Origin of the sequence: Vibrio genomosp. F10 str. 9ZD137 (genome assembly GCF_049974785.1) — a bacterium.
GTDB lineage: Bacteria > Pseudomonadota > Gammaproteobacteria > Enterobacterales > Vibrionaceae > Vibrio.
The window spans coordinates 1-4,359 of record NZ_JBNGCJ010000801.1; the positions used below are offsets into that span (position 1 = coordinate 1).

The window sequence follows — 4,359 nt, forward strand, 5'->3', positions numbered from 1 at the left end:
TGTCTCAATACCCAACAAGTTGCTGCAAAAATTAGCTTGAAAGATCAACACACCCTAGGCTAATCCGGGAAATAAGTTCCTTAGCCCGTTTGCGATAAACTCTATACCTAAAGCACCTAATATAAGCCCCATAATACGTGTAATCACATTGATACCGGTCTGCCCTAAAAAACGCACGATAAGAGGCGCTGAACGAAATAGCAACCAAGAGCAGCAGCAAAAGATGGCTACGGTAATAATGATGCCCAGCGTATCAAGCGTGCTTGGGTAGCGGGCTCCATAAACAATGGTTGAACTGATCGCACCGGGGCCGGCCATCAGGGGCATGGCCAAGGGGACGACACCAATTTGTTCCTTACTTACATACTCAGACTTTTCTTGTTTATTTTGCTTATCTTCGCCGAGTTTTCCGCTCATCATTGAGAAAGCGATGCTAAGCAGCAGTAGCCCGCCTGCCACTCTAAATGAGTCTAGAGAGATACTAAACATATCCAATAATACTTGGCCTGCTAGCAGTGACACGATCAAAATCATAGCAACAGCAATGTTCGCTGTTCGTGCGGTTTTGTTTTTTTCTTCCGGTGTCATATGCCCCGTCAACGAAACAAAAATGGGCATGATTCCAACGGGATTCACCGCAGCAACCAATCCTAAAAAAAACTGTAAAAAAATGGCGATTTCGAATGAAGTCATAGTTCTAACTCGGCAACCGTAAAATAGGGTGAAATAATTTGCCGCGATTCTAGGGTAAATTGTTTTTTTGTACGAGCGGTAATGTTGTGTTCGAGATGATTTTTTTTTGCTTATTCCATACAAAATAAGTAATCCGATCTCATGGACCGAACAGCGAAAGAGTAGAGATTGAAATCAAAGATAAAGTTAAATCGCGAAGAAAAAAATTGAGTGCATTCCCACATTTATGACAAAAATCTCTATCATTTATGCCACATTTATCTCAAAAACGTTTAAGCTCGTAGCACGTAAAAAGTGACACTAAATGTACTTTATTATAGAAATATGTAACTTTTTTACAGCTTTGTGAAAGTTATTTAGTTTTATTTATCTGACTGCGTGATTTTTAATCACTGATTTTATGGCTTTTAATCATTTGTTTTCAGTGTCTTATGTTTTTTTCGGTGTTTTAACTGCTACTTTGTAGGTAATTGCCTTTTGAGAACTGATCTGAGTCAATTTTTTTCATGGCCTGAAATATTATACTCAGCCCTGAAAGCAATTTACTAAGCCTGTGCAATTGGATTGGTTCTTGACAGTAGTTTTAAGCATCTCGGCGCAATCTTAATAAAAAGTTTTTAACATTTATTTATTTTAGGAGATCCACTATGCCTGTATCGAACTTGGCTGAACTAGACGCTCTAGTAGCTCGTGTAAAAGCGGCGCAACAAGAATTTGCGAACTTTCCACAAGAGAAGGTTGATGAAATCTTCCGTGCAGCATCTCTAGCAGCTTCAACAGCTCGTATCGAACTAGCTAAAATGGCGGCAACTGAATCTGGCATGGGTATCATGGAAGATAAAGTTATCAAAAACCACTTTGCTTCTGAGTTTATCTACAATAAATATAAAGATGAACTAACGTGTGGCATCATCGACCGTAACGATGAAGGTGGTACGATTACTATCGCTGAACCACTAGGTATTGTTTGTGCGATCGTTCCAACGACCAATCCAACTTCAACCGCTATCTTTAAAGCACTAATCTGTCTTAAAACACGTAATGGTTGTATCTTCTCTCCACACCCACGCGCTAAGAATGCCACTAACTACGCAGCTAAAATCGTATTAGACGCAGCAATTAAAGCGGGTGCACCAAAAGACATTATTGGTTGGATTGACGTACCTTCAGTTGAATTGTCTAACACACTGATGAAACATGACGACATCAACATGATCCTTGCAACTGGTGGTCCAGGCATGGTGAAAGCGGCTTACTCTTCAGGTAAACCTGCTATCGGTGTTGGCGCAGGTAACACGCCTGTAGTTATTGATGAAACTGCAGATATCAAACGTGCTGTATCTTCTATCTTAATGTCTAAAACATTCGATAACGGCGTTATTTGTGCTTCTGAGCAAGCGGCGATTGTTGTTGAATCTATCTACGACGAAGTTAAAGCTCGTTTTGCAAAATACGGCGCAGTTGTGCTAAACACGGCAGATGCAGAGAAAGTACGTAAAGTATTGCTTATCGATGGCGCACTGAACGCGAAAATCGTAGGTCAGCCAGCATACAAGATTGCTGAGCTAGCAGGCGTTAAAGTACCAACGTCAACTAAAATTCTTATCGGTGAAGGCTTAGAAGCTTCATGGGATGACGAATTTGCTCATGAAAAACTATCTCCAACATTAGGCCTATTCAAAGCGAAAGACTTTGAAGATGCTGTACGTCAAGCAGGTATCGTATTAGACATCGGTGGTGTTGGCCATACTTCAGTGCTTTACACTGACCAAGACAACAACGAAGATCGTATTGCGTACTTCGGTGACAAAATGAAGACTGCACGTATTCTTGTGAATACGCCTTCATCTCAAGGTGGTATCGGTGACCTTTACAACTTCGAATTGGCTCCTTCATTGACACTAGGCTGTGGTTCTTGGGGTGGTAACGCTATCTCTGAAAACGTAGGTCCTAAGCACCTTATCAACAAGAAAATTGTAGCTAAGCGAGCAGAAAATATGTTGTGGCACAAACTACCAAAATCTATCTACTTCCGTCGCGGCTGTCTACCAATCGCAATGACTGACCTTGAAGGTAAAAAACGTGCACTCATCGTTACTGACCGTTTCTTATTTAACAACGGTTACATTGATGATCTACGTGCCATCCTAAAAGAAAAAGGCATGGAAGTTGAAGTATTCCATGAAGTAGAAGCGGATCCAACATTGGCGGTAGTTAAAGCTGGTGCTGAAGCATGTGCAAGTTACCAGCCTGATGTTATCTTAGCGGTTGGTGGTGGTTCACCAATGGATGCTGCGAAAATTATGTGGGTAATGTACGAGCACCCAGAAACAGATTTCGAAGATCTATCTATGCGCTTTATGGATATCCGTAAACGTATTTACAAGTTCCCTAAAATGGGTGCAAAAGCAGAACTAGTATGTATCACAACAACTTCTGGTACAGGCTCTGAAGTGACACCATTCGCTGTTGTAACTGACGAAAAAACAGGTCAAAAATACCCATTAGCAGATTACGAACTAACGCCAAATATGGCTGTTGTTGATGCTAACCTTGTAATGGATATGCCTAAGTCTCTATGTGCATTCGGTGGTTACGATGCCGTTACACACGCATTAGAAGCTTATGTTTCAGTTCTAGCAAACGAATACTCAGATGGTCACGCTCTGCAAGCACTTAAGATGCTTAAAGAGTACTTGCCAAGCTCTTACGCTAACGGTAAGAAAGATCCAATTGCCCGTGAAAAAGTGCACAATGCAGCAACCATCGCTGGTATGTCTTTTGCTCAGTCTTTCCTAGGTGTGTGTCACTCAATGGCGCATAAATTAGGTGCTGAATTCCACATTCCACACGGTCTTGCGAACGCATTGTTAATCTCGAACACTGTTCGTTACAATGCGACTAACAACCCAACGAAACAAGCTGCGTTCTCTCAGTACGACCGTCCTAAAGCACGTGCTCGTTACGCTGAAGTTGCAGAGCATTTAGGTTTCCGTGAAGGTAATACTGAAACTAAAGTTAATGCGCTGCTTAACTGGTTAGAAGAGCTTAAAATTGCAATGGATATTCCACTGTCAATCCAAGCTGCTGGCGTTAACGAAGCGGAGTTCATGGCGAAAGTTGATTCAATTGCTGAAGATGCGTTTGATGACCAATGTACAGGTGCTAACCCACGTTACCCATTGATCAATGAGTTGAAAGAAGTATTAATCGCTTCTTACTACGGTAAAGCATTTGTTGAAGGTGAAGCAGCCGAAGAAACAGCAGCAAGCAAGAAAAAAGCTGACAAACCAGCTAAAAAGAAGTAAGACTTCTGACGTTATAAGATGTTTCGCTAGCACGAAATGTTGATGATCAAACCCCGACCTTTTGGTTGGGGTTTTTTTATGGATTTTAACTAGTTCGGTTGGCAAGTGACTTTTTGGAATAAGGGATATTCCTAGTTGTTCTCGCTCAGTCTTTATACACTTTGGCCTATCTCCCTAAACGATCAATAGGAACTGGCAATGAAACGCGTAGGCTTACTTTCACTTTCTCTAATACTTTCTGTAAACGTTCATGCGAACCTTATCATCGATAAAAACGGCGTTGATGAGAAAGACTATATTTATGATAAGCATCAATGTGAAGAGCTGTCTAATCAAGTCAATAAAGACACTCGCTCTC

At 41.3% G+C, this 4,359-nt stretch carries 2 protein-coding genes; one reads left to right on the top strand and one right to left on the bottom strand.

The genetic code is table 11. From position 1 onward, the window contains the following. Positions 1-54: 54 nt before the first annotated feature. Complete coding sequence (locus ACP45E_RS18470) at positions 55-693, bottom strand: YchE family NAAT transporter (RefSeq protein WP_017035826.1); 639 nt, start codon at positions 691-693, stop codon at positions 55-57. A gap of 647 nt (positions 694-1,340) precedes the next feature. On the opposite strand from ACP45E_RS18470, the gene adhE reads away from it, so the two are divergent. Next, positions 1,341-4,001, top strand: coding sequence for a bifunctional acetaldehyde-CoA/alcohol dehydrogenase (gene adhE, locus ACP45E_RS18475; RefSeq protein WP_017035827.1), 2,661 nt, complete (start codon positions 1,341-1,343; stop codon positions 3,999-4,001). Positions 4,002-4,359 lie beyond the last annotated feature (358 nt).

Excerpts from the sequence above, each read along its gene's own strand:
- ACP45E_RS18470 (WP_017035826.1), bottom strand. The coding sequence starts at position 693 with ATGACTTCATTCGAAATCGCCATTTTTTTACAGTTTTTTTTAGGATTG.
- adhE (WP_017035827.1), top strand. The coding sequence starts at position 1,341 with ATGCCTGTATCGAACTTGGCTGAACTAGACGCTCTAGTAGCTCGTGTA.